Annotated in this window: 5 protein-coding genes; all 5 read left to right on the top strand. The window is 36.6% G+C overall.

Annotated features, from left to right (window positions below):
* Positions 1-350 precede the first annotated feature (350 nt).
* Positions 351-1028, top strand: coding sequence for a transposase (locus AB1414_17305; protein MEW6609173.1), 678 nt, complete (start codon positions 351-353; stop codon positions 1026-1028).
* Between the two features lie 574 nt (positions 1029-1602).
* On the top strand, positions 1603-2427 hold the full coding sequence (locus AB1414_17300; GenBank protein MEW6609172.1) for a hypothetical protein: 825 nt from the start codon (positions 1603-1605) through the stop codon (positions 2425-2427).
* Complete coding sequence (locus AB1414_17295; protein ID MEW6609171.1) at positions 2417-2854, top strand: hypothetical protein; 438 nt, start codon at positions 2417-2419, stop codon at positions 2852-2854. The genes AB1414_17300 and AB1414_17295 overlap by 11 nt, the downstream gene beginning before the upstream one ends.
* Before the next feature lie 170 nt (positions 2855-3024).
* On the top strand, positions 3025-3438 hold the full coding sequence (locus AB1414_17290) for a hypothetical protein (GenBank protein MEW6609170.1): 414 nt from the start codon (positions 3025-3027) through the stop codon (positions 3436-3438).
* 171 nt (positions 3439-3609) lie between these two features.
* Positions 3610-3805: IS1380 family transposase (locus AB1414_17285; protein ID MEW6609169.1), on the top strand; the 196-nt coding region annotated here is incomplete at its 3' end.

Here is a 3805-nt window from a genome sequence, read left to right as displayed (position 1 = left end):
GCAAACTTAACAAAGCAATAGGTTGTTCACCACCTTATTTTCCTTCCTTTGCGTCCTTTGCGAAATCTTCCTTTGCGCTCTTTGCGGTTAAATCTTTATACCTTTAAAAAACTTGAACATCAAGTGTAACTATTCAGCCACTGATTAACACGGATTAGTGCAGATAAATAGCAGAAGGCAGAGAGCAGAGGGCAGAAGACAGAGGTCAGGGTAATCTGGGGACACAAGGTAATCTGGGGACAAGGTAATCTGGGGACACAGGTAATCTGGGGACAGGTAATCTGGGTAATCTGGGGACACAATACTAATTAATCCTTGACAAAAAGGAAGAAATGTGGTAGAATCTAAACATGGCTCGGATTGCACGTGTAGTAGTACCAGAAATACCACATCATATAATCCAACGAGGTAACCGTCGGCAGAAAGTATTTTTTCAGGCGAGTGATTATGAAAGCTATATTTCTCTTTTGAAGGAATGGTGTAATAGATATAGTGTAGAGATATGGGCGTATTGTTTGATGCCAAATCATGTTCACATAGTTGCGGTTCCTCAGACAGAAAAGGGTTTATCTCGGGCTATAGGGGAGGCTCATCGACGTTACACGCGTATGATTAACTTTCGGGAAAAATGGCGAGGGTATTTGTGGCAAGGGAGATTCGCTTCATATCCTATGGACGAGAGATATTTGATGGCGGCAGTGCGATACATTGAGTTAAATCCTGTTCGGGCAAAAATAGTCTCAGAAGCCTGGGAATATGCATGGTCGAGTGCATGTGCCCATATAAATGGAAAGGATGACCGATTAGTACGAGTTCTGCCACTGCTTGAGCTGGCAGGAGATTGGAAGGAATTTTTGCAAGGAGAAATGAGAAAAGAGGATGTGGAACAAATCCGGCGCCATGAGGGGACAGGTCGTCCACTGGGAGATGAATCATTTATAAATAGACTGGAAGTGATGCTTGGTTGCGTACTTCATCCTCAGAAAGCAGGTCGCAAACCTAAAAATAGGTATTGTGTCCCCAGATAAGCTGTGTCCCCAGATAAGCTATTGTGTCCCCAGATAAGCTAGGTATTGTGTCCCCAGATAAGCTTCCCCAGATAAGCTTTCCTGAATACACAAGTATTATTATGGACATAGTTGAACCAGGAAAAAGCAAACTTCGCAAAAAGGTTCGCCAGTTACAACGAGAATTTCTTCACAGCCTGAAACATCCTCGGGCTCCTTAATCTAACTAAGTATTCGCCATATGAAAAAAACCTTTTTATTCTATGCGGCCTGGTTTATTCTTGATAATAAAGATTGTCCTGTCTCTGATTGAAACCAGGACAGGGATAAGGAGAGGTGCGTCCATTTTTTAGAAGTAATCACCTGAAAAACCCCTTTTTTTCTTTTCCTGGAATGAAACTCCTATAAAATTACCTTTATTCTTGATCTAATGAAGATAAAAATACTCCTATTCATTCCCATCCCATTCCCTTTTAATCTTTCCACCTATCCCCCTTTAATAAAATCTTGTAATATTAGCCTCTACTGTCTGAATCACAAAATTTTATAAATTTTTATTGACATAAGATAAAACTTGTGCTAAAATATCCCCATAATGAGCAAAAGTGAAGGGGGGATTGAAGGGGTATCCAAAATACCTCAAAAAGCAAATTCCTATCAGTTGAAAAACTTTATAATAGCTATCAAAGCACATTTGGGATTAGTTACATTGATTTTATTTCTTACAATTATATGCATAATAATCTTTACATTCCCTTTTCTCCCTCCTCCTCTTGCTCCTCTTATATATTATTTGAAATTATCAGGCCAAACTTCAGATTTTAATGAGGAGGCATTAAAAGAAATGAGAGTGGCAATTTATAGATACTATCAGGAAAATAGAAAATGGCCCTCTCCATTAGATGAAATTTCTAAATACTTTGACTCTCACAAAATTCCACATACTTCATTTTTAAAAGAAATATATCTATTTGAGATAAAATTTGATACAGAAAGAGATGGTAAGAGGGTTGAAAAAGAATTGAATAGAAAGATAATTTCAGATGAAATAAGAAAGGTTTTTAAAGAAAAAAGTTGCTTTTTAAAAGAATGGGGGGTTATCAAGAAAGTAGATATAGGAAGATGGGAAATAGAAGGCAAGAACAAAATTTATATTGTAAGAATAGAAAGGTGGAGATTAAGCATATATGAAGAAACTAATCATCCTATTTCTAAAGAAGTTGTTATTGAAAAATTTGGTTATGGCCATAAGATATATAAATCACCCAAAGTCTTTATTATCCATACCAAACCCAACCAAAGAATCCAGCCTAACCAAATCACCGATGAAGAAGGCTGGATTTACAGCTCTGATAGTGGAGACATAAGGATAAATTGTAGCCATAAAGACAGCAAAGGAGTTCCATATTATGAATGGTAAAATGAAAGGGATTAGGCGATTATTTGACAATGAAGGCTATCTTAAAGGCACATCAACCATATTTCCAACCTTTGAGTATCTAAGGAATACCCAAGATTGGCTTCTCTCTAATACCCCACCTAACACATTTTACAACATCTTTTCCGCAAAGACAATAATTCCAGAACCAATAGAAATCCTTCCTGGGCTTTTCAATAAGCCCTTATCCATCCTCAATAGATACTCAGAGATTCCCGATAATTTAAGGCACAAGGTAGCCTTTTCGGGAAACCTAAGCTATACTGCGAGAACAATAGAATTAGCCTCAAAGAGAATCACCCTCTCATATAAAGGAGCCTCAATCTCTGATGAAGAAACCATTAAATCCTATGGAAACCTTTATAACACACCTTGCTATCTTGTAGAGCTAATCCCCAAATTAAAGTAATCTGGTAATCTGAGGACACAATACTACTTCAATTCAGACATAAGAGATGACACTTATAAGAGATAGAGTCAATAAGGTATTAGAAGATGGTAGGGTAACAAAGTAATAAAAAATTTATATTTTATTATTTTTTTTTGACAAAATAACACCTAATCTGTATAATAGGTGTTATGGAGCTTGAAGAGATATCTATTCATCGTAAGAAGATTAGTATTTTAAAGAAGGAAAGAGACAGATTTGAGGAGATAGCGATAGGGCGATCTCCTATGGTAGCGGCATCATTTATACCTCGCAGATTAAGAAAGGATGCACCTTTAGTCTATTATCTTTCTGCCTCTATAGATGGAAAAAGTAGGCATCGGTATGTTCGTAAAGGGGAGCTAGAATATTGGCGTAAACGGGCATTAGAATGGCAAAAGTTTATTAAGGCTATGTCTTCATGGGTAAAGGTAAATAAGGAGATAGAGAAAGAGTTGAGGGAGATAGGGAGACTTAGGTGGTTGTTGTTGTTACTTCCAACAATAATTGTCCATAAAAATATTATTATATCCCACAATATTTGTCCCCGCTTTTATTATCCTTAAATCGGCAAGTGACCTTTTCTCTATACCTTTAACCACTTAATATATAAATACTTAACTCATTAAAAAATCTGCAATTTTTTTAACAAAAATACTTGACATTGGTCTCCTCCTATGCTATACTTTATGTAAGTAATTCATATTACTAAAGTTAACATAAAAAGGAGACCAATTATGATACCTTCTACTACTTCTCAAATAGATACTCGCCCTCGTCAAGAACGACGACCAGAAATTATCGCTCTGGAGAAAAAGAAACGAAAATTAGTCCGAAAACTAAGGCAGGTTAATCTTGATGTTGAATTTGATAATCCATCAGTCACTGCCTTTGGTAACTTTCATACCATCGAAACCTTTAAACAAGCCATTG

This window comes from bacterium (genome assembly GCA_040755795.1).
In the GTDB taxonomy this organism is placed as follows: Bacteria; UBA9089; CG2-30-40-21; order CG2-30-40-21; family SBAY01; genus JBFLXS01.
This window is presented reverse-complemented; position numbering and strand designations above follow the sequence as displayed.

Coding starts and splice junctions, on each gene's coding strand:
- AB1414_17305 (MEW6609173.1), top strand. CDS start 351: ATGGCTCGGATTGCACGTGTAGTAGTACCAGAAATACCACATCATATA.
- AB1414_17300 (MEW6609172.1), top strand. CDS start 1,603: ATGAGCAAAAGTGAAGGGGGGATTGAAGGGGTATCCAAAATACCTCAA.
- AB1414_17295 (MEW6609171.1), top strand. CDS start 2,417: ATGAATGGTAAAATGAAAGGGATTAGGCGATTATTTGACAATGAAGGC.
- AB1414_17290 (MEW6609170.1), top strand. CDS start 3,025: ATGGAGCTTGAAGAGATATCTATTCATCGTAAGAAGATTAGTATTTTA.